This is a genomic window from Helcococcus ovis (assembly GCF_004524775.2).
Taxonomy (GTDB): domain Bacteria; phylum Bacillota; class Clostridia; order Tissierellales; family Peptoniphilaceae; genus Helcococcus; species Helcococcus ovis.
The window spans coordinates 286588-311834 of record NZ_CP119081.1; the positions used below are offsets into that span (position 1 = coordinate 286588).

General features: G+C 26.9%; 24 protein-coding genes. 21 read left to right on the plus strand and 3 right to left on the minus strand.

Annotation, left to right across the window (positions count from 1 at the left end):
* Window positions 1-147 precede the first annotated feature (147 nt).
* Genes EQF90_RS01340 through EQF90_RS01350 form a run of 3 tightly spaced genes read right to left on the minus strand, consistent with a single transcriptional unit; the run spans window position 148 to window position 3853 of the window.
* The gene (locus tag EQF90_RS01340; RefSeq protein ID WP_134710189.1) at window positions 148-1527 is read right to left on the minus strand and encodes a UDP-N-acetylmuramoyl-tripeptide--D-alanyl-D-alanine ligase; all 1380 of its coding nucleotides are present in this window, start codon (window positions 1525-1527) and stop codon (window positions 148-150) included.
* Window positions 1520-2566 (minus strand): D-alanine--D-alanine ligase family protein, encoded by a 1047-nt coding sequence (locus EQF90_RS01345; protein WP_134710191.1) that lies wholly within the window; start codon window positions 2564-2566, stop codon window positions 1520-1522. The genes EQF90_RS01340 and EQF90_RS01345 overlap by 8 nt, the downstream gene beginning before the upstream one ends.
* A gap of 60 nt (window positions 2567-2626) precedes the next feature.
* A complete protein-coding gene (locus EQF90_RS01350; protein WP_134710193.1) occupies window positions 2627-3853 on the minus strand; it encodes an aminopeptidase in 1227 nt (408 codons plus the stop codon).
* A 171-nt stretch (window positions 3854-4024) separates the two neighbouring features.
* On the opposite strand from EQF90_RS01350, the gene EQF90_RS01355 reads away from it, so the two are divergent.
* The 21 genes from EQF90_RS01355 to EQF90_RS01455 all read left to right on the plus strand — a co-directional run bounded on the left by EQF90_RS01355 (window position 4025) and on the right by EQF90_RS01455 (window position 25229).
* Complete coding sequence (locus EQF90_RS01355; RefSeq protein ID WP_134710195.1) at window positions 4025-6028, plus strand: polysaccharide biosynthesis protein; 2004 nt, start codon at window positions 4025-4027, stop codon at window positions 6026-6028.
* Window positions 6029-6045: 17 nt separating this feature from the next.
* Window positions 6046-7065: a UDP-glucose 4-epimerase GalE gene (galE, locus tag EQF90_RS01360; RefSeq protein ID WP_134710197.1), complete on the plus strand. Its 1020-nt coding sequence runs from the start codon at window positions 6046-6048 to the stop codon at window positions 7063-7065.
* A 17-nt stretch (window positions 7066-7082) separates the two neighbouring features.
* Window positions 7083-8294: a DegT/DnrJ/EryC1/StrS family aminotransferase gene (locus EQF90_RS01365; RefSeq protein WP_134710199.1), complete on the plus strand. Its 1212-nt coding sequence runs from the start codon at window positions 7083-7085 to the stop codon at window positions 8292-8294.
* Window positions 8295-8306: 12 nt separating this feature from the next.
* The gene (locus tag EQF90_RS01370) at window positions 8307-8993 is read left to right on the plus strand and encodes a sugar transferase (RefSeq protein WP_134710201.1); all 687 of its coding nucleotides are present in this window, start codon (window positions 8307-8309) and stop codon (window positions 8991-8993) included.
* Between the two features lie 81 nt (window positions 8994-9074).
* Window positions 9075-10427 carry an O-antigen ligase family protein gene (locus EQF90_RS01375; RefSeq protein WP_134710203.1) on the plus strand — a complete coding sequence of 451 codons (1353 nt, stop codon included), beginning with the start codon at window positions 9075-9077 and terminating at the stop codon, window positions 10425-10427.
* A 614-nt stretch (window positions 10428-11041) separates the two neighbouring features.
* On the plus strand, window positions 11042-12103 hold the full coding sequence (locus EQF90_RS01380; protein ID WP_134710205.1) for an AEC family transporter: 1062 nt from the start codon (window positions 11042-11044) through the stop codon (window positions 12101-12103).
* Between the two features lie 406 nt (window positions 12104-12509).
* The gene (locus EQF90_RS01385) at window positions 12510-14267 is read left to right on the plus strand and encodes an NTP transferase domain-containing protein (RefSeq protein WP_134710207.1); all 1758 of its coding nucleotides are present in this window, start codon (window positions 12510-12512) and stop codon (window positions 14265-14267) included.
* Entirely contained in the window at window positions 14267-15148 is an 882-nt protein-coding gene (locus EQF90_RS01390; RefSeq protein ID WP_134710209.1) for an NTP transferase domain-containing protein, read from the plus strand. The genes EQF90_RS01385 and EQF90_RS01390 overlap by 1 nt, the downstream gene beginning before the upstream one ends.
* Entirely contained in the window at window positions 15141-16067 is a 927-nt protein-coding gene (locus EQF90_RS01395) for a DMT family transporter (protein WP_134710211.1), read from the plus strand. The genes EQF90_RS01390 and EQF90_RS01395 overlap by 8 nt, the downstream gene beginning before the upstream one ends.
* A gap of 35 nt (window positions 16068-16102) precedes the next feature.
* A complete protein-coding gene (locus EQF90_RS01400; protein ID WP_134710212.1) occupies window positions 16103-16372 on the plus strand; it encodes a hypothetical protein in 270 nt (89 codons plus the stop codon).
* Window positions 16373-16498: 126 nt separating this feature from the next.
* The gene (locus EQF90_RS01405; protein WP_134744885.1) at window positions 16499-17116 is read left to right on the plus strand and encodes a hypothetical protein; all 618 of its coding nucleotides are present in this window, start codon (window positions 16499-16501) and stop codon (window positions 17114-17116) included.
* A 128-nt stretch (window positions 17117-17244) separates the two neighbouring features.
* Entirely contained in the window at window positions 17245-18309 is a 1065-nt protein-coding gene (locus tag EQF90_RS01410) for an AEC family transporter (protein WP_134710216.1), read from the plus strand.
* A 43-nt stretch (window positions 18310-18352) separates the two neighbouring features.
* The gene (locus tag EQF90_RS01415; RefSeq protein WP_134710218.1) at window positions 18353-19360 is read left to right on the plus strand and encodes a 2-hydroxyacid dehydrogenase; all 1008 of its coding nucleotides are present in this window, start codon (window positions 18353-18355) and stop codon (window positions 19358-19360) included.
* An 81-nt stretch (window positions 19361-19441) separates the two neighbouring features.
* A complete protein-coding gene (locus EQF90_RS01420) occupies window positions 19442-19687 on the plus strand; it encodes a type B 50S ribosomal protein L31 (protein WP_134710220.1) in 246 nt (81 codons plus the stop codon).
* Between the two features lie 181 nt (window positions 19688-19868).
* Window positions 19869-20924: an N-acetylmuramoyl-L-alanine amidase family protein gene (locus EQF90_RS01425; protein WP_134710222.1), complete on the plus strand. Its 1056-nt coding sequence runs from the start codon at window positions 19869-19871 to the stop codon at window positions 20922-20924.
* Window positions 20925-21018: 94 nt separating this feature from the next.
* Entirely contained in the window at window positions 21019-21525 is a 507-nt protein-coding gene (locus EQF90_RS01430) for a hypothetical protein (protein WP_134710224.1), read from the plus strand.
* A complete protein-coding gene (locus tag EQF90_RS01435; RefSeq protein WP_167603966.1) occupies window positions 21503-22219 on the plus strand; it encodes a GntR family transcriptional regulator in 717 nt (238 codons plus the stop codon). Before EQF90_RS01430 ends, EQF90_RS01435 begins: the two co-directional genes overlap by 23 nt.
* A 100-nt stretch (window positions 22220-22319) precedes the next feature.
* Window positions 22320-23165: a sugar phosphate isomerase/epimerase family protein gene (locus EQF90_RS01440; protein ID WP_134710228.1), complete on the plus strand. Its 846-nt coding sequence runs from the start codon at window positions 22320-22322 to the stop codon at window positions 23163-23165.
* Window positions 23137-23607 (plus strand): PTS sugar transporter subunit IIB, encoded by a 471-nt coding sequence (locus tag EQF90_RS01445; protein ID WP_134710229.1) that lies wholly within the window; start codon window positions 23137-23139, stop codon window positions 23605-23607. The genes EQF90_RS01440 and EQF90_RS01445 overlap by 29 nt, the downstream gene beginning before the upstream one ends.
* Before the next feature lie 13 nt (window positions 23608-23620).
* Window positions 23621-24421, plus strand: coding sequence for a PTS mannose/fructose/sorbose/N-acetylgalactosamine transporter subunit IIC (locus EQF90_RS01450; protein WP_134710231.1), 801 nt, complete (start codon window positions 23621-23623; stop codon window positions 24419-24421).
* On the plus strand, window positions 24408-25229 hold the full coding sequence (locus tag EQF90_RS01455; RefSeq protein ID WP_134710233.1) for a PTS system mannose/fructose/sorbose family transporter subunit IID: 822 nt from the start codon (window positions 24408-24410) through the stop codon (window positions 25227-25229). The genes EQF90_RS01450 and EQF90_RS01455 overlap by 14 nt, the downstream gene beginning before the upstream one ends.
* The last annotated feature ends 18 nt before the right edge of the window (window positions 25230-25247 follow it).

Below are 25247 nucleotides of genomic sequence, written 5' to 3' on the forward strand. Positions count from 1 at the left end.
AAATAAAAAACGATTCTGAATAAATTTTGTTTATGAAAATCCTCCTGATTAGGGTAATATAAAAATAATCAGGAGGATTTTTTTGTGAATAAAATTATCATAAATAAAAAGGCTTTAATTTTTATTTTATGGGGGTTAGAGTCTATTTTATAAATTAATATGGCTTAAAACTTCTATAATTTCTTCCATCCTCATAGATCTTGAGGCCTTTACTAAAACAAGTGAATTTTTTGTTATTAAAAATTTAGCTTTATCAATCAATTTATCTTTTGTATCAAAGTAAAATACACGATTACCATAAAAGTTTTTAATAGCCTCATTGTAAATATTTTTACTTAACTTTCCATAAAGCAGTAAATAGTCAACATTTTCAGGAGATATTTCTCTACCTATTTCTTTATGAAGTTCTACTTCATTATCTCCAAGTTCAAGCATATCACCTAAGATTGCTATTTTCCTTGAGTATCCTGTAAGTAAATTAGCAGTTTCCAAAGCACTTCTTAGTGATTGAGGATTTGATTTGTAACTATCATTTAATATATCAAAACCATTGCAAGCAATAAGCTCTGATCTCATCTTTGTAATTTCTTTTTTTCCTAATGCATCAATGATTACTTGTCTATCTATATTAAAAAGTTTTCCTATAATAATTGCAATTGTTGAATTCAATACTTGATGTGTACCAATTAGTGGAATATTAAATACATATCCATTTATGCTAAATACACTTCCATTTTTATTTGACTCAATAATTTTAATTACAAAATCTGAATCTTTTCTAGTTCCAAAGCTAATAGTTTTTTGTTTAATATTAAGAGATTTTACCTTTTCTCTTAAAATGCCATCATCATTATTGTATATGAAAATACCATCATCTTTTAATCCATCAATTATGTGAAGTTTTTCATCTGCGATGTTTTCTCTTGTTTTTAGTTGTTCTAAATGAGAATCTCCAATATTTGTAATGATTGCAATATTTGGTTTTGCCATGTTTGAAAGTACTTCAATTTGTCCAAAACCGTCCGTTCCCATCTCTACAACCCCAACATCGGTATGCTTATCAAATCTTAATAGTGTTCTTGGAACCCCAATGTGATTATTTAGGTTTCCAATAGTTTTTTTTACTATTAAATCTTTTTCAAGTACACTCGCTATTAAATCTTTAGTAGTTGTTTTACCATTTGATCCGGTAATAGCAATTATTTTTAATTTTTCTAATTTTTTTACATAATTTGCTGCTAAATTTATAAATGCTTGATTTGTGTTTTTGACCCAAATTACGGGTTTATTATTTGGATTATCATACTCTCCATATTTTGAAAAAGTTGCAGAAGCACCTTTATTAAAAGCCTCATCAATAAATACATGTCCATCGAATTTTTCCCCGATTATTGGCATATACATATCATCTTGTTCAATTGTTCTTGTATCTATAGAAATTAAATCAATATTTATATCATTAAATTTTTTGTCGTTTAATTTTCCGTTGCAAAGAGAAGCTATTTCATTTAATTTTAAATTAAGCATTTTTTGACTCCTCTATAGCAAGATTAATTAGAACATCTAAAAATTGAGAGTAAGTTGTACCATTAGTAACTTCCCATAATCCTGCAGATAATGAAGTTGGTGTCATGCCAGGAAATGAATTTATTTCATTGACGTAAAAATTATGATTTTCATCCATAAATATATCTACTCTGGCAAATCCTTTACATCCGGTAACAATATAAGCATCAATTGCCAATTCTCTAACTTTATCCTCATCAGATTTAGGTAATTTATGAGGAACATTTCTAACTAAATTTTTATCTAAATATTTAGCTGTATAATCAAAAAGAGCTCTTTCTGTATAATAAGAACCTGGAAGAGATGCTTTTGGTGAATCATTTCCAATTACAGAAATCTCTAATTCAATACCGATTTTTTCTTCTTCAACAAGGACTTTATTATCATATTTAAATGCTTCTTCTATTGCTTCTATAATGTTATCTCTATTTGCTTTTGAAACCCCAATTGAAGAGCCGTTGCTTGCAGGTTTTACATATACATTTTCTCCACATGTATCAAAAATATTTGATATTAGGGAAGACTTGTCTTCATCTCTTTGATATCTATTTTTTGTAACTAAATAGTATTTTGCTTGAGGAATATTATTTAATTCAAAGATATCATTTGTAATAGATTTATCGAAACAAATAGCTGATGATGCAATTCCGTTTCCTACATAATTTAGTCCTAAAGTTTGTAAAAATCCTTGAATTTGACCGTCTTCACCAGTTGTGCCGTGAATACAAGGAATAATCATAGGATTATCCAATTTATTTATAAAGTTCAAAAACTCTATAATTGATTCTTTTTTGTTTAATGTTGTATTAGTTTTTATATCTTCTGAATCTATAATATCTTCAGTATATGCACCAATAGGTACAAATTTTCCTTCTTTAGTAATATAAGTATAACTTACGTTATATTTTTCTTTATCTAGATGGTTAATAATAGATCTTGCAGATCTAAGAGAAATGTCGTGTTCGCTACTTTCGCCACCGCATAGAATATGAATATCCACTTTTCCCCCCTAAAAATTTTCATAATATATAAATATACTATAAAAGAGGTAATTAGGCAACTATGCCCAATTTCCATCTTTAAATACTTGTACTTCTGTACCGTCTTTTTTCTTTCCTATTATATTTAAATCTTTTGTTCCTACCATGAAATCAACGTGAATGATTGATTGGTTTACGCTATTTTTTTCTAATTCTTCAGCAGTCATATCATTTCCGCCTTTAATAGTTGTAGGATATGCAGCACCTAAGGCTAAGTGACATGAAGCATTTTCGTCAAATAAGGTATTAAAGAATAATATATTTGAATTTGAGATAGGGCTATCAAAAGGAACTAAAGCAACTTCACCTAATCTTCTAGATCTATCTTCATCTTGGTTTAATAATTCTTCTAAAGCTTGTTTTCCAACTTTAGCATCAAAATCAACAACTACACCATCTTTGAATTCTACCCAGAATTCATCAATAATATTTCCATTATTTGCTAATGGTTTTGATGAAAATATTTTACCATCAACTTTATCTCTCATTGGCATAGTATAAACTTCTTCGGTTGGCATGTTTGGTAAAAATGCTTCGCCTTTTGCATTTTGAGTTGAGGCAGCTCTCCAAATATGACCATTTGGTAATCCAATTGTTAAGTTAGTTCCATTAGATGATGTATAATGTAGTGATTTAAAATCCATTTCATTTAGCCAATTTGCTTTTTCTGTCAAAGTAGCAATGTTGTCTTTCCATGATTGCACAGGATTTTCTTTATTAACTCTTGTTGTTTCAAATATTGCTTCCCATAAATCATCAATCGGGTTTTCGCTATTTGGGAAAACTTTTTTTGCCCATCCTTCTGTTGGAGCTGAAATAATAGTCCAAGATGTGATGTCATTCATTCTATATTTTTTTAAATTACTCATTTTTTTACTTAATGAATTTGCTACAGCATGAATTTTTTTAGGATCTATATCTTTTAATAATTCAGGATTTACTCCACTAATAAATAATTGTTTTACACCATTTTTTAATAAAGTTTCAGCTTTTTTATAATCATAATCGGCGACTTCTTGTAGATCCTCAGTTGTTTTGTATGTATAATCCATTAATTTTTTAGCATCATCTTCCCATTCAACAATAACATTTTTAGCACCTGCCATATAGGCTTCTTTTACAACTTCTCTAGCTAGATCTGCTCTATCAACAGGTACATAAATTTGTACTGTATCTCCGGGTAAAACATTTAATCCAACTTTTATGGATAATTCTGCTAATTTCGCTATTTTTTTTTGTAAAGTCATAATCCCTCCAACTTTGTAATATTAGTCCTATTATATCACTATTTCAAACATTTTTCGAATATTGATAATATAAATACTGTGTGATAAAATTATAGATAATAATGCCTAAAAAGGTAGATTTTTACAGCTAATAAATATGTGGTTTGCTGATTAAAAATGATTGGAGATAATATGAATAAAATAAAAAATAAAATTCAACATTGGCAATTTATCAATTTAGGATTGCTTTTATTTGATATAGCAGCGATTCAAATAGGTTTTTTATTTGCCTTATTGTTGAGATTTGATTTTAGCTATACTACTATACCAAGCATATATATAAAAAATTACATGCAAATAACACCTTTTTATACAGTGATTACTATAATAGTTTTTTATTTTTTAAAAATGTATAAAAGTTTATGGAGATTTGCTAGTGTACCTGAGTTATTTAATGGAATTTATTCCTTTTTTATAACAACGGCAATTCACTATATAATTGCAATGATTTTTAAGATAAAAATGCCGGCATCGTATTTTATTGTAGGTGGATTGGTTCAATTTTTAATGGTAACAGGAGTAAGATTTGCCTATAAAATATATTTGATATTTATTACAAATAGAGTTGATTCATACTCAAATAAATTAATAAATAATGTTTTAATAGTAGGAGCAGGAGAAGCAGGTAGACTGATAGCTCATGATATAAGAAATTATGAGAAAGAAAAGTATATTGTAAAGGGATTTATTGATGATAATCCAAATAAATGGGGAAGATATATTTCCAGCATTCCAATTTTGGGAAATAGAGATACAATTTTATCTAATTCAGTTAAATATAAAATAGATACAATTATTATTGCTATCCCTTCAGCTAGTGTTGAAAGAAGACAAAATATAATTAATATTGCAAAGGAAACAGGAGCAAAACTAAAAATTATACCCTCTATTCCTGATTTGTTAGATAGTAATAATGTGACAATGAAACAACTTAAAGATGTTCAAATAGAGGATTTATTAGAAAGGGATTCTATAAATATTAATACTGCATCTACTATGAAAAATATTTCAGGTAAGGTTGTTTTAGTAACCGGTGGTGGTGGAACTATAGGTAGTGAACTTTCAAGACAAATTGCTAAAAATAATCCTAAACAATTAATATTATTTGATATTTATGAAAATAATCTTTATGAAATCGAACAAGAATTAAGAAGAAAGTATAAAAATTTAGATTTAGTAGCTGTTATAGGGTCAGTTAGAGAACAAAGAAGATTAGATGATGTATTTAATAAATATAGACCAAATATTGTATATCATGCGGCTGCACATAAACATGTTCCATTGATGGAAGTAAGTCCAAATGAAGCTATAAAAAATAATATTTATGGGACATATAATACTGCTTTTGCGGCTTTAAGATACAATGTAGAGAAATTTATTTTGATAAGTACAGATAAAGCTGTAAATCCTACAAGTGTAATGGGTACTACAAAAAGAGTATGCGAAATGATAATTCAAAGTATGGACTATGTAGTTAGAAATAGAGATTTATCAAAACTTCCAAAGCTTGATGTGATTAATCATGGAAATGTAAGAAATTTTGATTGTAAGTTTGTGACAAATTTTGTAGCGGTAAGATTTGGTAATGTTTTAGGAAGTAATGGTTCTGTAATACCTTTATTTAAAAAGCAAATAGCGGAAGGTGGACCTGTTACTGTAACGCACAAAGATATAATTAGATATTTTATGACAATTTCTGAAGCAGTGGGGTTAGTTATTGAAGCTGGATTTTATGCTGCTGGAGGAGAAATATTTGTTTTAGATATGGGTGAACCTGTAAAGATTGATACTTTAGCAAGAAACTTAATAAAACTTTCAGGTTATATACCAGATCAAGATATTAGAATAGAATATACAGGATTACGTCCGGGAGAAAAATTATATGAAGAAAAATTAATGTCAGAAGAAGGATTGAGAAAAACAGATAATCAATTAATTCATATAGCTCAACCTATTGATTTTAACAATGAGGAATTTTTTAATAATTTATCTGCTATGCAAAATCCATCTGAAAAAAATGATGTTGATTCAGTTTTGATTTATTTAGGTAAAATTGTGCCAACATATCATTCATCAGAATCAGATTTAATAAAAAATAAAGATAAATTTGAAGAATTATATAAAACATCTAAATAATTAGAAAGGTAAAAAATATGGCGGTATTATTAACTGGGGGAGCCGGATATATCGGCTCTCATATTGTGGTAGAGTTATTATCACAAGGTGAGGAAGTAGTTATCTTTGATAACTTTTCAAATTCATCAAAAAATGTTGTTGGAAGAATTAAAGACATCACAAATAAAGATGTAAAATTATATGAAGGGGATATTAGATCTAAAGAAGATTTAGAAGAAGTGTTTGAAAAAGAAAAAATAGAATCAGTTATTCATTTAGCTGGTCTGAAAGCTGTAGGAGAATCAGTAGCAAAACCTTTAGAATATTATGATAATAATATTTCCGGTACATTAGTCCTTTTAGAAGTGATGAAAAAATTTGATGTTAAAAATATAATATTTTCATCTTCAGCAACAGTATATGCTTCAAATAATGGTAAACCGTTTAGTGAAGATGATGAAAAGGGAAAACCTACAAATCCATACGGGTGGTCAAAATGGTTTATCGAACAAATTTTAGAAGATTTATATACTTGCGATAATTCATGGAATGTAGTAATATTTAGATACTTTAATCCAATAGGAGCACATATCTCTGGAATGATAGGAGAAGATCCTAAAGGCATTCCAAATAATTTACTTCCATATGTAAATAAAGTTGCAGTAGGATTGCTTCCTAAATTGATGGTTTTTGGAGATGATTATAATACTAAAGATGGTACAGGCGTAAGAGATTATATCCACGTTGTTGATTTAGCTAAAGGTCATGTTTTAGGACTAGATGTATTAAAACAAAAGCAAGGTATTAAAATATATAATCTTGGTACTGGGAATGGTAATTCTGTTTTAGATATTATAAATACCTTTGAAAAAGTTACAGGTGTAAAGATAAATTATGAAGTTGGACCTAGAAGAGATGGTGATATTGATACATCAGTTTGTGATGCAAGTAGAGCTAATAAAGAACTTGGTTGGACAGCACAGTTTGATTTAGCTAAGGCAATAGAAGATGGCTGGAATTGGCAATCAAATAATCCTAATGGATATGATCAAAATTAATTAAGATAAGAGGAAAAATGAAAAAGTTAAATGTACAGTTTTCGCCGCCGGATATTTCTGAAAAAGAAATAGAACAAGTGGTAGAAGCTTTAAAATCAGGATGGATTACAACAGGTCCAAAGACAAAAGAATTTGAAAGAAAAATAGCATCATATTGCGGTACAAGTAAATCTGTTGCATTAAATTCTCAAACTGCTGCAGCGGAACTTACACTAAGAGTTTTAGGAGTTGGGCCGGGAGACGAAGTAATTACATCAGCGTATACTTATACTGCAACTGCTTCCGTAATTGATCATGTTGGTGCAAAAATTGTTATGATTGATACACAAAAAGACTCTTTAGAAATGGATTATGATGCATTAGAAAAAGCGATTACAGAAAAAACTAAAGTTGTTATACCAATTGATATAGCAGGAATACCATGTGATTATGATAAGATTTTTGAAGTTTTAGAACGTAAGAAAGATTTATATAGTCCATCAAATGATATTCAATCAAAATTTGATAGAGTTATTGTTGTAGCGGATTCAGCCCATGGATTTGGAGCAGAATATAAAGGTAAAAAATCTGGTGCGGTTGCTGATTTTACAACATTTTCTTTTCATGCAGTAAAAAATTTAACTACCGCAGAGGGTGGAGCAGTTACATGGAAAGATGTTAAAGGTTTAGATAATGAGTTGTTATATAAACAATATCAATTATATTCATTACATGGGCAATCAAAAGATGCTCTTGCTAAAACTCAACTTGGTGCATGGGAATATGATGTAATGGGACCATGGTATAAATGTAATCTTACAGATTTAGCAGCTGGTATTGGTTTGGCTCAATTAGACAGATATGAAGATATGATTTCAAGAAGACATTTTATCATGTCAAAATATAAAGAAGTTTGTGATAAATTGGGTGTTAAGGTACTAAATCATAAAGATGATTTAAAAAAATCATCAGGACATTTGTATATAACAATCGTGCCAAATATTTCTCTAGAACAAAGAAGTGAAATAATTATAAAGATGGCTAAAGAAGGAGTTTCATGTAATGTGCACTATAAACCTCTTCCACTTCTAACAGCATATAAAAACTTAGGATTTGACATTAAAAAATATCCTAATGCATATAATCAGTTTGTTGGTGAAATAACATTACCTCTTCATACAAAACTTACAGATGAAGAAGTAGAGTATGTAGTCCGAAAGTATGCAGAAATTCTAAAAGAATATCTATAGTTAGAGGTAAACATGAAATTAAAAAAGTGGGATGATTTACCGGAATCTTATAAAAATGATAAAGTGAAATTTTATTATGATATATTGAAAAAAAGGAAATTAAGCTTGATATTTAAAAGAATATTTGATATAGTCCTTTCTTCGATATTATTGTTGTTATTATCTCCTGTCATACTAATTTTATCTATATGGATAAAATTAGATTCAAAGGGCGAAATATTTTTTAGACAGGAAAGAGTAACACAATACGGTAAAATATTTAGAATTTTTAAATTTAGAACGATGGTAAAAGATGCGAATAAATTAGGAAGTCAGGTTACGGTATCCAATGATTCGAGAATAACAAAAGTAGGAAAATTTATAAGAAAAGTTAGATTAGATGAAATACCTCAACTTATAAATGTTCTTTTAGGAGATATGACCTTTGTAGGGACAAGACCGGAAGTTAAAAAATATGTTGATAATTACACACCGGAAATGCTTGCTACATTATTGTTGCCGGCAGGAATTACATCTGAAGCAAGCATTAACTATAAAGATGAAGAAAAGATATTGACAAAAAATAAAAACGTTGATGAAACTTATATAAAAATTATATTACCTGAAAAGATGAAATATAATTTGGAAAGTATAAAAAAGCAATCTTTTTTGTATGATATATCGATAATGTTTAAGACGTTTATTGAGGTGTTGAGATAGAAAATTTAAAAATTATTGAAAAAAAATATATATGTTATAATATATATTAGGTTGAAATAATTTAATTTTATTAGGTGATTTATGAATAAAAATGTAACAAGAGAGTTATTACTTAAAATTTTATTTATAATAGTATCTATACTTAGTATGAGTTCTTTTTTGTACCAAAAAGTAGACGTTTTTTATAAAGTATTAACTGTTCTTAATATAATAAATTTAATTATAATTTTGGGAGTGAAGATAAAAAGTAATTATTGGGATAAATACTTTATTTATCTTGTTTCTGTTCTTTTAATAACAAATATAATAACCACGATTATTAATAGTTCATCCAATTTTATAGAAAATATTACTCATATATCTTTCATGACGGTATATTGTTTTATAATGGGAGTATACTCTCCAAAGACACAAGAATATTTATTTAAATTGATAACTTATGTTGTACAAATTATTGCCTTCTTATCTTCGATTTTTACTTTTATATTATTAACATTTAAGACTTCTTTTATGTTTTCAATGGGTAAAACCTTATCATTTTATGGGGTCATAAATCATAGAATTTGGGGGGCAATAAATCCAAATATAAGTGCTATTTTTTGTTACGTAAGTATTTTAACAGCTTTATTATTTATTTCAAAATATAAAGATAGTAAAGTAAATAGATATTTTAAGATTAATATTGTTTTTCAGCTTATACATTTTTCGTTGCAACAAAGCAGAGGGGCTATTTTAAGTGTTATTTTTATGATAGTTCTTTATTGTATATTTTTGATGAAAACAAAAGAAATATTAAAAAAATTTTTTAAATCTATTTTTATTATTTTGGGATTTATAGTTTTTGTATTTGGAATAAACTCATTAGCAAGTTTATATATAAATTCATCTGTTATAAAAAAAGTTTATGTTAATAAAAAATCTGTGCCTTTTATAGATAAAAAAATGAAAGAATTGGAAAAAGAAAATGATAATATCAGTTTAGATGTTAGATTAACTGATCCATCTTCAAATGGTAGAATAGATATATGGAAAAAAGCTATAGAAATGTGGAAAGAGAAACCGATTTTTGGTTATGGAATTAATAATATAAAATATAGCTATTTTAAATATTTTAGTGAAAATGTTATTTACAATTCGTTAAAAGGAGGAAGTTTCCATAATATTTTCTTAACCGTTTTGGTAGTAGGGGGTATTATAAATTTGATATCTTTTACTATTTTAATCATGTATATAAGTTATAGATTTTTAAAATATTTAATATGTGGTAAAAGTGAATATATAAAACTTTTATGTATTTTATTCTTCGGAATGATATTTGGAGAATTGTTTGAAAGTTTAATATTGTATTCAATAAATTTTATAAGTATATTTTTCTGGACTGTAGTAGGATATGGATTGTTTTTAATAAATAAAGAAAATATAAAAAATGATTAGGTATAGAGACTATAATAAATAGTCTCTTTAATGTTTTATTAATAATTGTATACATAAATAGGTAGGGAGGTAATATTTACGCTTTTATTAAATTATTATTCATTGATTATTCAAATACATTTGGAAATTTATGGTATATTCCTGTAATATTAGCGATTTATACTATTTTACTTATAATTTCAGTAGCTATAAAAACTTTCGTTAAATGTAGTTATTTTACCAACTTTAATTGTAATTCTGGTAGGATTTATTATACCGAATATTAATGAAATTTTTATGATTATCGGTGTTGATATTGATATTAATACTTCAATATATGAAACTAATATATTTTCAATATATATTCCATATTTTATTATTGGTTATTTTATTTTTGAAAGAAATTATGAAGTAAATAAATCTTATAAGGATGTTATAATTTTTATTTTAATTTTTATGATATCAATTTTTTATATAGCATTTTATTCAAAAAAAGAAAACCATTATGATATTATTTATTATCATTTTATTACTTTAATGAAATCTTATTATTTATTATCAAAAAATAAATTTTTTAAAAAATATCTGCTAATGATTAAGGATTAAACATAAATGACTAAAACCTAGAGGAAGTTATGAATTTTATAGAAATATTTATAAAAACAATAGAAACACAAAAAGTAAATACAGTTATTTTTTCCAGTTTATTTATTATTATGATTGGATATTATTGTAGAAAGAAGAAAATTTTTGGAGATAACTTAGCTAAAGTATTGACTAATATAATTTTATCTGTATCCTTGCCTGCTTTAGCATTTAAGTCTTTTATGGTGGATATAAATCATGAAATATTACATAAGGGAATAGGTATTTTAATTTGGAGTATTTTAGTATATGTAATTTTAATTTTATTATCTAAACTTATTTATATAAAATATGATGACAATGATTCCTTAAGAGTTTTAACTATTTTTGGAGCAACAACCACATTTGGTATTCCGATAGTAATAGCAATTTATGGCGAACAAGGAGCTTTGTATTCTTCTATTTTTAATATAGGATATAGAATTTTTTTATATTCCTATGCTTATGTAAAAATGAGTGATGTAAAAATGACGAAAAATAATTTTAAATCAATGCTCTTAAATCCTATAATTATAGCAACCTTTTTAGGGCTTTTTTTATGGGTATTTCAGGAGTATTTGCCACAAGTTAATATTTCATCAATTAATAGTATGGGAAAATCTGTAATAAAATCATTTTCTATATTAAGAGTAGATAATACTTTTCCTCAATTTTATAAAGTATTATCATATCTGTCAGGTTTAGCTTCTCCTATTGCATGGTTGGCTATAGGTGCTACCTTAGGTTCAGTAAATTTTAAGGAGGCAATATCAGATAAAAAAGTATGGTATTATACTTTTGTTAAGTTAATAATTGTTCCATTTACAAATATTATTTGTTTAATATTATTGAGATTAATAGGTATGCCTATTGACTTAGTTGGATTAGGAACTATAATAATAATGATGACTACTCCCCCGGGGACGGTTACTGTTGCATATGCAATTAGTAATGATAAGGATCCGATATTGGCTTCAAATACTGCTTTACTATCAACACTGTGGGCGGTATTAATGGTGCCGATTTGGATAATAATTGTTGAAATTCTATGGAGCACGGGAATTTTTATTTAATAAAAACTATTTTGGGGCTGTTGCAGAATAATCTATTCTGCAACAGCCCCTTTTTAATATTTTTTTAGAATTATTAAATATAAACATCAATATGGTTTCTGTATGTGCCACAGTCATATACTTTTCCTTTATATCTGAAAGGCATATCTATTATGGTGTCTTTTTACAGGTAAAAAACTTTTTTAAAAGTCATGTAAATTAAGAGTTTTGAATATTTACATGTAAAAAGCTTTTGGAAGTCATGTGTAAATGTCAATCGAAAAATGGTCCATTTAAATATAAATAATAGTAATATAATCAACTCATTCGGGGCTGTTGCAAAATAACTAAAACAGTACCTTTTTTATTTGCGTTTTTTGTAAAAATACTATACAATATATTCATTAAATAATAAAAAGGAGTATTCATGAATAATGTAAAGTTTGATATTTTGAAAATGTTATTCTTAAATGAAAAATTAAATCAAAAAGAATTGTCAGAAAAAGTTGGAATATCTGTAGGACTAGTAAATAAAAATTTACAAGAATTAAAGCAAGATAGGTATATTGACAAAGATAATATTTTATATCACAGGGCGGAAATGCTATTAGAGGATAACAAATCTGAAAATGCGATAATATTAGCGGCTGGATTTGGAATAAGAATGGTTCCAATTAATATGGAACAACCTAAAGGACTAATTGAAATTAATGGTGAAAAAATAATTGAAAGAATAATTAAGCAACTTCAAGAAGTTGGTATAAAGGATATTACAGTTGTAGTTGGATTTCAAAAAGAAAAATATGAATATTTGATAGATAAATTTGGAATAAGCTTAAAAGTAAATATGACTTATCATGAAAAGAACAATATGCATTCATTAAATTGTGTTAAAAATAAAATATCAAATACTTATATTGTTCCTTCTGATGTATATTTTTATGAAAATCCATTTTCAAAATATGAAGGATACTCTTGGTATATGATATCTGATGAAAAAAGTAGCTCTAGTTATATAAAAGAAAATAGAAAAAGAGAAATAGTAATAACTAAAGATAAAAAATCAGCAAATCAAATGGTAGGAGTAAGTTTTATATCTAAAAATGATTCAACAGAAGTAAAAAAATTATTAGATAAATATTCAAAAAAATCTGAATATGATAATTGTTTTTGGGAAGATGCTTTGATAAAATCTGGATTTAAGTTTTATTCTAAAAAAGTAAAATATAATGAATATATAGAGATAAACACTTATGAAAAACTTAGAGAAGTTGATGAGAATTCTAAAGATTTAGAATCGGATAAAATTGATGTTATATCTGAAGTTTTTAATGTTGATAAAAATGACATTGTTAATATTAAGACACTAAAAAAAGGGATGACTAACAGATCTTTCTTATTTACTGTAAAAAATCAGAAGTATATTATGAGAATACCTGGTGAAGGTACTGATAAATTTATAAATAGGAATGAAGAAGCAGAGGTGTATAATTTAATAAAAGAATATAATTTATGCGATGATATTATATATATAAATCCTGATAATGGATATAAAATTACTAAATATATTGAAAATTCAAGAGTTTGTAATTATGAAAATAATGAAGATTTAAATAAGGCTATGAAATTTTTAAGAGAATTTCATAATAAAAAATTGAAAGTAAACCATGAGTTTAATCTTTATGAAAAATTAGAATATTATCAAAGTTTATGGATTGTAGATAAGTCAATTTATATTGATTATGAAGAAACAAAAGAAAAGATATATAAATTAAAAAATTTTATTGATGAAAATAAAAATGAATTCATATTATGCCATATAGATGCAAATGTTGATAATTATTTGTTCTTTAAAAACTCGGATTCTAAAGAAGAAATAAGATTGATAGATTGGGAATATGCTTCAATGCAAGATCCGTTGCTTGATATTGCGATGTTTTGTATATATTCTTTACTAAATCAAAAGGATGTTGATAAAGTTATAGACACATATTTTAAAGGTGAAACTGTTGAAAAAGATAGAAATTTAATTTATGCATATATTGCTGTATCCGGATTAGTATGGAGTAATTGGTGTGAAATAAAAAGTCAACTTGGAATTGAATATGGAGAATACTCAATTGCACAATATAGATATGCTAAAGATTACTATAAAATATTAAAAAATAAAGGAATTGTAGACTAATGTACAAAGTAGATAATGCAATAATATTAGCGGCAGGAGCATCGAGCAGATTTGCACCACTTTCCTATGAAATGCCTAAGGGATTAGTTGTTGTTAGGGGAGAAGTACTAATTGAAAGACAAATAAAGCAAATAAAAGAGAAAGGTATTGATGAAATAATAGTTGTTACGGGATATCAATCTGAAAAATTTAATTATTTATCAGAAAAATTTGGAGTTAAAATAATTCAAAATACTCAATATGATAGACGTAACAATAATTCAAGTATTTATGTTGTTAGGGATTATTTGAAAAATTCATATATTTGTTCAGTAGATAACTATTTTAATGAAAATCCATTTGAAAAATATGTAGAGGATAGCTATTATTCAGTTTTATACAGCAAAGAATTTATTGATGAGTGGTGTGTAACGTATGATGATGAAGAATATATTACAGGAGTTAAAATAGGAGCGGAGGATTCATGGTATATGCTGGGACATACCTTTTGGAATGAAAATTTTTCAAAAAGATTTAAGGAAATTTTAGAATTAGTTTATGATGACGAAAATACTTATGATTTACTATGGGAAAGCATATATTTAAATCATCTTGACACATTGAAAATGAAGATAAGAAAATATCCTGATAATTTTATATTTGAGTTCGATTCATTAAATGAATTAAGAGAATTTGATATAAGTTATATTGGTGATACCAGATCTAAAATTATAAAATCAATAGCCTTAAAATTAAATTGTTTAGAATCTGAACTTAATAATTTTGTGGCTACAAAAGATTTTATAAAAGCAAATGGATTTGATTTTAATTTTAATAATAAAATTTTCCATTATGATTATGAAACAAAAAAATTAGTGCAAAAAGGAGAAAACAATGATTAGCGGTTTATTATCAGGTATATTATGGGCATTAGACACAGTTATTTTAAGTATAGTTTTGGCAAGTACAAATTATGTTTCTACACCGGAAGCTCTAATGTTCGCTCCATTTGTTAGTACTTTTTTACATGATTTGTTTTCATCTATATGGATGATAATAATCACTATCGTAAAAAAACAAACAAATGAGATAAAAAGAGCCTTAAGTACTAAAAGTGGTAAATTTATAATTTTGGGTGCGTTATTAGGTGGACCGATAGGAATGTCGGGATATGTAATAGCCATTAATAATATTGGTCCGGGATTGACATCTATTATATCCTCAATTTATCCGGCGGTTGGAGTAATATTTTCTATAATTTTTTTAAAAGAAAAAGTTAAACCGATTCAGATATTTGGATTAATATTGAGTATTTTAGGTGTAATATTTTTAAGTTATCAAGCTAATAAAGATTTTGCAGGGGGAAATTTAATTTTAGGATTTGTAGCGGGTATAGTTTGCTGTTTAGGTTGGGCTTCAGAAGCTGTAATAGTGGGATATGGGATGAAAGATGAAGGAATAAGTGATGAAAATGCATTATTCATTAGACAAATGTCATCAAGCATATTTTATGGAGTTGTTATTTTAACATTTTTAGGAGCATGGAAGTTCACATTTTCAAATATATATACAAGTTCAACATTATATGTATTAATAGCGGGCGTATTTGGAACAATGTCCTATTTAATGTATTATAGAGCAATTAATAAAATAGGAGCATCTAAAGCTATGCCTTTAAATATAACATATACTGCATGGTCTGTATTTTTTTCGTTTATAATATTAAAACAAAGTATAACATTATACAGCATAATACTAGGATTAATTATAATTTTAGGTTCTATAATTTCCAGTGTAGATTTGAAAGAATTGAAAAATTGAATAAATTTCTTACTGTCATAATATTAGGAGAAAAAATGCTTAAAAGAATTATTAAATTATTAGTTGTTTTGATGGTTATAATAATTTATCCGTCAAATGTATTTGCACAGGTAAAATATTATCAATCTGATTTTCAAAAAAAAGAATTAGAGGAAATTAAAAAGAAATTTGATAAACTTAAAACTAATTTTATAGGTTTAAGTGATGATGTCGAAGAAATAGAAGATTTAAATTTAGAAGATAATGGATTATTTATTTATTATCAACCATATTTTCTTCAAAAAGACAAAATTAATAAGGAATAAGTTAGAAAAGCTTTAGATGAATCTGAAGTATTTTTAGATATTGCATATGATATAAGTGTAGAAAAGAAAAATAAAATAAAAGACAAGTTAGAAAAAGAGTTATCTGATGTACCAAATATTAATACATTGATATATGGAATATATAGGAATGATAATGGAATAAATATTTTAGATTATACAAAAGGATATGAAGTAAAAAAAGCAAGGATGAAAAATGTTTATAATCGTGACTTGTGTTCATTTACAGATGGTATTAGAGGAAATTTTGGGTCAAATAATAGATTGATAGATAAATTTTTTAAAAAATATAATAAAAATCCAGAAGAAGTTTATGTTTTTTCCAGTCTAAATGGAACAAGGAGATTAATGTTTGCTTTTTTTGACAAAGATAACAAAATTAAGTTTGTTGACCTTCACGAGATAAGAAAAAGATTTGAAGAAAATAATTTTAATGAAACTGAAGAAAATAAGATATTTTACACAGTTGAAGATATGAGAAAGGAAATACCTGTAGATAAAGGAAATAATGAAATAATTTTATATGGTGATAAATCTTATAAAAATAAGGTAAAACAAAGTGTAGATACAGTAGTAGCAAAAAAGAATTCTGATTACAAAAATGATAATAAAAAAGAAAAAAATAGTTCATCTATAAATACAATAATTTACGCATCTTTAGGAATAATAGTAATTTCAGGAATTTTCTTTACAATATTTAAGATAAAAAAAGATAAAAAAAGATAAAAGATAGTTTCCACAAAAATCATTATAAAAATGAAAATTTGTCGGAAACTATTTAATTTTCTCAAAATATTGACAATTATCGTGCATATGATAAACTAAAAAAGCAAAATAATATTTAGGAGGAAATTATGAATTTTATAGATGTTTTAGTGAAGACACTTCAAACACAAAAAATTAATACAGCAATTTTTGCAAGTTTAGCAATCATTTTATTTGGTTACTATTTAAGAAAAAAAGAAGTTTTTAATGAAAATACAGGTAAAATACTTACAAAAGTAGTATTATCAGTATCTTTACCTGCATTGGCATTGAAATCATTTATGGCAGATATTAACCCGGAAACATTAAACAAAGGTATGGGTATTTTAATTTGGGGTATCGCAGTTTATATTGTACTTATTATATTAACAATACCAATGTATGCTCAATATAAGGGTGATGAAAATGATACTTTAAGAATTTTATCTATTTTCGGCTCAACAACATTCTTTGGTATTCCAATTGTTACAGCTATTTATGGGCCTCAAGGTGCGTTATATGCATCAATATTTAATATTGGATATAGAATTTTCTTATACTCATATGCGTATATAAAGATGAGTAACTTAAAGATGACATCTGATAATTTGAAGAAAATGTTTTTAAATCCAATCGTAATTGCAACATTTTTAGGACTATTTATTTGGATATTCCAAGCCTACTTACCACAAGTTGATGTAACATTTGCAGATAAAACAGGTAAAATGGTAGAAAAATCATTTGCATTCTTAAGATTGGACAAAACATTCCCACAATTTTTCCAAGTATTGACATATTTAGCAAGTTTAGCCTCACCATTAGCATGGTTGGCAATTGGTTCAACATTAGGTTCAGTAAGCTTCAAAACTGCTATTTCAGACAAGAAAACTTGGTATTATACAGTTATGAAATTAATAGCTGTGCCTGCAATTAACGTAATAGCTTTAATTGGTTTAAGATTAGTTGGATTCCCAATTGATTTAGTTGGATTAGGAACAGTTGTAATCATGATGGCTACACCACCAGCAACAGTTGCAGTAGCATATGCTATTAGTAATGATAAAGATGCCTTATTAGCTTCAAACGCATCATTATTAGCAACATTAGGAGCAGTTTTAATGGCTCCAATTTGGATAGTTGTTGTTCAAGTTTTAGGACATACAGGATTATTTTAATATAATTAGTTAAAAAGTTATTTAAATATAAAAGGGGAAATATATGACACTTAAAATTGCATGTTATGGAGTAAGACCAAATGAAGTGGAATCATTTAAGAAATATAATAAATATGGATATGATTTGGTGCTTATAGAAGAGTTATTATCACATGATAATATTGAAACAGCTAAGGGTTGTAATGCGGTTATGTTAAGGGGAAACTGTGTTGCAGATAGACAAAATTTAGAAAAATTAAAAGAATATGGAATAGATTTAGTTTTTACAAGAACGGTAGGATTTAATCATATTGATTTGAATGTTACTAAAGAATTAGGACAAAGAGTAGCTAGAGTACCAGCATATTCACCAAATTCAGTAGCAGAATTGTCGGTAACATTGGCAATGATGCTTTTAAGACATACAGCACATACTGTAAATAAAACAAGCAATTATGATTTTCGTGTAGATCCTGTTATGTTTAGTAAAGAAATTAGAAATTGTAAAGTTGGTATAATAGGAACTGGTAAAATCGGTCTTACTGAAGCTAAATTATTTAAGGGGCTAGGAGCTGACATTTTGGGATATGATATTTATCAAAGTGAAGATGCTAAAAAGGTATTAAAATTTGTTGAATTAGAAGAATTATTAAATGAATCAGATATCGTAAGTATTCATGTTCCATATATTAAAGGTCAAAATGACAAGATGATAAATGATGAGTTTATTTCAAAAATGAAAGATGGAGCAATACTTATAAATACAGCTCGTGGAGAAGTACAAGATAATGAGGCGATTTTAAGAGCGTTGAAGTCAAATAAATTAGATGGATTTGGTACTGATGTATTTGCAAATGAAACTGCATTTTTCTTCAAAAAATTTAATAGTGGAGATGAAATATCAGACAAGGTTGTTAGAGAATTAGTTGATATGTATCCAAAAGTGCTTGTTACACCCCATGTAGGCTCAAATACAGATGAAGCATTGAAAAACATGATTGAAATTACATTAGATAATTTCAATGACATATTAACAACTGGTAAAACTGTAAATGAAGTAGGAATTATATAATATATAAGTAGTTGTATTAAGTAATTAATTGTGTTATAATTACATGGTTAAGAACTAAATAAAAGTGAAAGAGGTGATATTATGAAAAAGAATTTACATCCTGAATACCATCCAGTAATATTTTTAGATACATCTACAGGATACAAGTTCCTATCCGGATCTACTAAAACATCAAATGAAACGATGAAATGGGAAGACGGAAATGAATATCAAGTTATTCGTGTTGAAGTATCTTCGGATTCACATCCATTTTATACTGGAGCACAAAGAGTTGTTGAACGTGGTGGTAGAGTAGAAAGATTTAAGAAAAAATACAATATTGGTTAATTTTAAATTAAATTTTATACATTATAGCAGATTAGCTGATGAGAAGTAATTTTTTAGTTATTTTTCATCAGCTTTTTTATATATATTTTTTTGATATAATAAAATATTTTGTAATTAATTTGTAACTTTTTTAATTTAGTGATAAAATAAATAATGTTAAATATAAACAATAGGAGTTATAATGAAGTATTTTAAAAATATAAAAAAAATTATATTATTAGCATATGTGTTAGTAATATTTCTTTTAAATAATACGGTTTATGCTACTGAGAGTATTGATGGTGAAAATTATGAGTGGCAGATTATTGATAATAAAAAATATTATATTGATAATATGAGTGGATCTATAAAAACAGGCTGGGAATATATAGACGGTAAATGGTATTATCTGGATGAAGAAAATGGAGCTATGAAAACAGGTTGGAAATATGTAGATAGTAAATGGTATTATCTGGATGAAGAAAATGGAGCTATGAGAACAGGTTGGGAATATGTAGACGGTAAATGGTATTATTTGGATGAAGAAAATGGAGCTATGAGAACAGGTTGGAAATATATAAATAGCAAATGGTATTACTTAAGTAAAAGTGGAGCTATGAAAACAGGCTGGGAATATATAAATAGCAAATGGTATTATTTAAGTAAAAGCGGAGCTATGAAAACAGGCTGGGAATATATAAATGGTAAATGGTATTATTTGGATAAACAAAGTGGACAGATGAGGGTTGGCTGGCTTAATATTGATGATAACTATTATTTTTTAAATAAAAATAATGGACATTTAGTTTATGGAAATTTTGAAATTGATAATAAACAATATTTTACAGATAAATTAGGACGAGCATTTTTAAAAAATGATGTTAAGGTTAATGACTCCAAAACTATTTATGCTAAAACATTATCAATAACTAATAGTGTAGAAGACTTACCTGCTATAAAGAGTTCTTCTCCTCAAAAATATAAAATTGATAGATTTGAGTGGTTGGGAGTTATATATTGGAATCGTAATAAGTTTACTTATTATTCTGAAAGAGTATTACCCGGAGGAGGTTTGGATATCCCTGGAAGAATTACAAGAAATGGATTTGTAACAGATAAAGACGGGTACATAGTTTTGGCCTCAAATATTTTGGTAAAAAAAGGAACAATAATAGATACTCCTTTTGGTGCTCAGGGCAAGGTTTATGATAGATGTGAAGCATGTTCTTTAGATTGGTTTGATGTTTATACTAGATAAAAAAGAACTATTTAATGTAGAAATATTAATCATAATATTTTAACTTTTTTGTAATTTAAAAATTGTATTTTAATATTATGTTTAGGTTAAGAATATGAAAAAATATAAAAGAAATATAGATGATTCATTTTTTTGGATTGAATTTTATAAAAATAATAATATACAATTTAAAAATTTAATAATTGAAGAGATTAAAGGAAGTAAGTTTACTGATAGTATATTTAATTCAAAAAATAATCAAGATATTATAAGCCTAAGATATGATATTGTTGATAGAGATGGTAAAACAATTTCTCATATTGAAACGAAAATATTAAAAAGGAGTTTTGATTGTTCGATATCAAATACTAAGAGCTTAATAAAAATTTTGAAATATGAAAAGTCTAAAATAGAAATTTCCAATTTATTTGAAAGAACACTTATGAGTGTTTATACAAGTGAACGTGAAATTGGAAGTTTTAATAATAATTTAGGTGATAAAATTTTATTAATCAGGACAAAATATTTATCAAATGCGGATGTTGTTATGTATAAAGAAGAATTTACGGATTTGTACACATTTATATTTGAGGATAAGTATGATGAAAGAGTTTCTATATAAAAAAGTACAGGACTATTTAATAAATAAAATCTCATCATTAGAATTTAAGCCTGGCTCAAAAATACCATCTGAGCGTAAAATAGCTGAAGAGCTTAATATAAGTAGAATGACTGTGAAAAATGCAATTTCTAAACTTGTAGATGATAGAATACTATATAGGCTTAAGGGGAGCGGTACATATGTAGCTAATATTAAAGATTCTAGAGGAAAGATGATTGTATCTAGCTTTACCCCGGATTCATTTAATATGAATATGTCTGTTTTAGGAAAATACACTCACAGTGTGGTAATTTCTTTTAAAGTGTTATATGATGATAAAAATTTAAGTCAAATATTTGAAGCTACTAAGGATTTTTATGAACTATGTAGATTAAGATATGTTGATGATAAACCATTAAGTTTGGAATATACTTATTTTCCTTTTTATAGATTTATAGATGCTATAAAATATGATTTTTCTAAGTTATCGCTTTATGAATATATGGATCATAAAAGTAATAGACCAATAAAATTTGATAAACAAACAGAAGTTGTAATTGATGAAAAGGTAAATAAAATTTTAGAGATAAAAAAATCTACACCAATATTTAAAACTACTTATATAGGTCGTACAAGAGAAAATATCATTGTAGAATACACAAATTCATATGTTAATCTACAAGATATTGAGTTTAAATATATTAGAACTATTTAAGTGGTTTATAAAGTGGTTTATAAAATAAGGCAAATGTTATGAATACATTTGCCTTATTTTTTTATGCGTGCTAATCTTTGATTACAAGAGAGGTGGTTATATGGAAATGAAAATAAGTGCTATGAATTGTCATTATAGGTATTTTACTCTTGAAAGTTTTTTTAAATATATTAGCAAAATTGGATTTAAATATGCTGAAATTTGGACATCACCGCAACATTTTTTTGTCGATTATATTCAAAATGATGATATAAATGTATTAAAAAATTTAAGTGAAAGATATGAAGTGAAAATTCATTGTATTTGTCCTGAACAGACTAATCCTAAGCCGCATAATATTGCTTCAAGAGATAAAAATATTATTGATAGAACGATAAAGTATTATAAAAGAATTATTGATATTGCAGAGAAAATAGGAGCTGAAAAGATAGTCACTACTTCTGGATGGGGATTTTTAGATGAAGATAAAGAAGAGGCATTAATAAGAAGTGTAGCAATGCAAAAGAAAATTTGTGATTATGCAGATAAAAAAAATATTAAAGTCTGTGTTGAAGCACTTCAACCAATAGAGTCAAATTTAGTAAATAACATTGAAGATTTATCATGTTATTTAGAAAAGGTTAATAGAGATAATTTGTTTATATGTTTGGATTTTGGAGCTATGGCAAAAGCTGGAGAAGATATAGAAGATTATTTTGAAAAATTTAAGGATAAAATATATCATATTCATTTTGTAGATGGAAAACCAACGGGGCATTTAGCGATAGGAGATGGCGAAAGAAATTATAAAGTAGATCTAGAAAAATTACAGAATTATGGCTATAAAAATTATTTATCTTTAGAAATTGCATCAGATAAATACTATGCTTGTCCATTTATGGCGGATAAAAAATCATTTGAAAATATAGGGGGGTTTTATGATAGTTTTAACAAGGGTAGATCATAGATTGTTACATGGTCAGGTAGCATTTTCGTGGACAAATTCACTAGGAGCTGATGCTATTTTAATTGCAAATGATGATGTGGTAAAAGATGAAATGTGGAAAACTACATTAAAATTAGCTAAACCAGTAGGTGTAAAATTAGTTATAAAGAATATAGAAGAAGCTATAAAATCAATAAATAGCGGAGTCACAGACAAATATAAATTACTTATAGTTGTAAGCTCTATAAAAGATGCAAAAAATTTAATTGATAATGTAGAAGAAATTAAATCATTAAACCTAGGGGGATCTAAACATTCTGAAAATTCAAGGGCTTTAGGAAAATCATTCTATATAACAGAAGATGAAGAAAAAATGTTGAGAGAATTGATTGATAAAGGCATTGAAGTTGAATTGAGACAAGTAGCAAATGAAAGCAAAAAAGATGTTAAAACTTTAATATAAAAAGGAGGAAAATATGAGTTTAACAGTACAAGCTTTAATTCTTGGTTTAATAGCTGCATTTGGAACATTTGATTATCAAATGGGAACTTTGTATATATTTAGACCGATAACATTGGGTCCACTTGTAGGATTATTATTTAATGATTTACATACGGGCCTTGTAGTAGGGGCGAATTTAGAATTGTTTTTTATGGGTGCAGTTTCTATTGGGGGATATTTACCGCCTGATGTAATTGTTGGAGGCGTATTAGGTACAGCTTTTGCAATTTCTACAAAGCAAGGAGCTGAAGTAGCATTAGCATTAGCAATGCCAATAGCGTTGTTATCATTAGCTATTGGAAATTTATTTGATATTATAGGTATATTTTCTTTAAGATGGGCTGATAAAGGAGCTAAAGAAGCAAATATTTCAAAGATAAAATGGACACATAGATTTATAGGATTTTTAACTATATTTAGAAGATTTATATTAGTATTTCTAGCATATAGACTGGGCGTTGACTCTATGAAAGTTGTACTCGAATCTGTACCGCAATTTGTAATAACAGGCTTAGGAGCAGCAGCAGGATTACTTCCGGCATTAGGTTTTGCGATGTTGATGAAAATGGTAATAAAAAAGGAATTAATTCCATTTTTCTTTATAGGATTTGTATTTAGTGCGTTTTTAAAAATGTCAACATTAGGAATTGCAATATTAGGGGTGTGTTATGTTTTAGTTACTTTTGGATTTTTAAGAAACAATACTAAACATGCAACTTCTCCAGATTTATTATCAAATGAAGTGTTAGAGGAGGTAGAGGATGATGATTTCTAATAAAGTTTTAACCAATAAGGATATTATAAAAATGTCAGTTAATGAGGGTTCTTTAGGTATGGAATTTTCATGGAATTATGAAAGACAAATGAATGTTGCATTTTGTATGATGATGGAACCGGCATTAAAGAAAATTTATCATGATGATCCTAAAGGGTATCAGGAAGCATTAGAAAGACATTTAGAATTTTTCAATATTACTCCACAATTTGCACCATTTGTTGGCGGGGTAGTTGCTTCAATGGAAGAGGCAGCTAAAGCCGGAGAGGTTGATTCTTCAGCAATCTCATCAATAAAAGCATCTTTAATGGGTCCGCTTTCGGGAATAGGTGATTCAGTATTTATTGGAGCAATAAGAATTATTGCTGTTAGTGTTGGATTGTCATTTGCGTTGCAGGGAAACCTTTTGGGACCGATATTATATTTCTTAATATATAACATTCCTGCATTCTTATTAAGAATAAAGGGTGCTCAAAAGGGATATAATTTAGGATTTTCATATTTGACAGAATTACAAAAATCTGGAGCGATGGATAAGTTAATGATGGCAGCTGGTATATTAGCTATGCTTTTAATAGGAGGTATGTCATCAGGGATGGTATATACTGAATTCGCAATAAAATTAGGACAAGGGGAAAGTGCAAAATCTCTTCAAGAGATATTGAATTCTATTATGCCGGGAATAGTCGGACTTTCAGTTACGTGGTTGTATTACTGGATGTTAAAAAAGAAAGTTAGTGTAATTTTGATGATAATTGTGACAGTTTTAGTTGGGATTGCAGGAGCTTATTTTGGAGTGTTTGCATAAAGTTATGGGGGTTAAAAA